The organism is Vibrio sp. TH_r3, from assembly GCF_033101115.1.
Classification (GTDB): domain Bacteria; phylum Pseudomonadota; class Gammaproteobacteria; order Enterobacterales; family Vibrionaceae; genus Vibrio.
In genome coordinates, this window is the sequence record NZ_JAWMPW010000072.1 from 1 (window position 1) to 798 (window position 798).

Annotated in this window: 1 protein-coding gene; it reads right to left on the reverse strand. The window is 49.2% G+C overall.

What is annotated here, in order from left to right; all coding sequences use genetic code 11:
- The coding region (locus tag R3X26_RS18795) for a DUF5801 repeats-in-toxin domain-containing protein (RefSeq protein WP_317718847.1) at positions 1 to 548 on the reverse strand (548 nt) is incomplete at its 3' end.
- Between the last annotated feature and the right edge of the window lie 250 nt (positions 549 to 798).

Here is a 798-nt window from a genome sequence, read left to right on the forward strand (position 1 = left end):
TCCGTTTCGTCGCCATCGGAATCGGTCGCTTTTAACGTTAAGTCGAATTCACTTAAACTGAGTGATTCGGCGCTTCCATTGGCGTCGCCGTCTGTCGCTTCTACATCTTGATCGATTGGCAGTGACTGAGTCACCGTATAGTTTCCAGTCAAATCATCAACGGTTAAACGTAACACTTCCGCATCATCACTGTCGCGCACTACCGTGATGGTCTTGCCGTCCGTGGACAGTTCCCAAGAAGTAGCCGCATCGTTGGTGGTTAAATTTTCTAGCAAAGTCTTGGTATCATCAGAAATGACCCACTCCACTTTTGTGATCTCATCGCTGCCCGTCACAAAATTGGCACTGGATGAACCCGTCACAACGCCATTTTGAGTTTCTGTCAATTCGACGGCTGAATCCGAAGCGGTGGCATTCGGTCCATCAACAATCGTCACCGTTAAGTCAGCCGTGACTTGGCTGCCATCGGTGTCGGTGGCCGTCACAGACAATGGTAATACGTTACTATCTCCATCAGTGGTTTGATCTAACGGCAAGTATTGCGTCACCGTGTATTCGCCACTCTTGTCACTGTCGAGCGTGAACGTCGCAACGGTGTCCATAATATTGCCTTGCTCATCCACCGTTGACACGGTAATGGTGCGGCCATCACCGCTCAATATCGATTGAGTCGGCGTACCTTCCGAGGTTAAATTCTTCAGTAAGCTTTCAGTGCTGTCAGGAATCGTCCATTCCACACGCTCTATGTTGTCTGCGCCCTGAATAAACTCAACACTGTCTGTCTTTGAAATCGGAGTG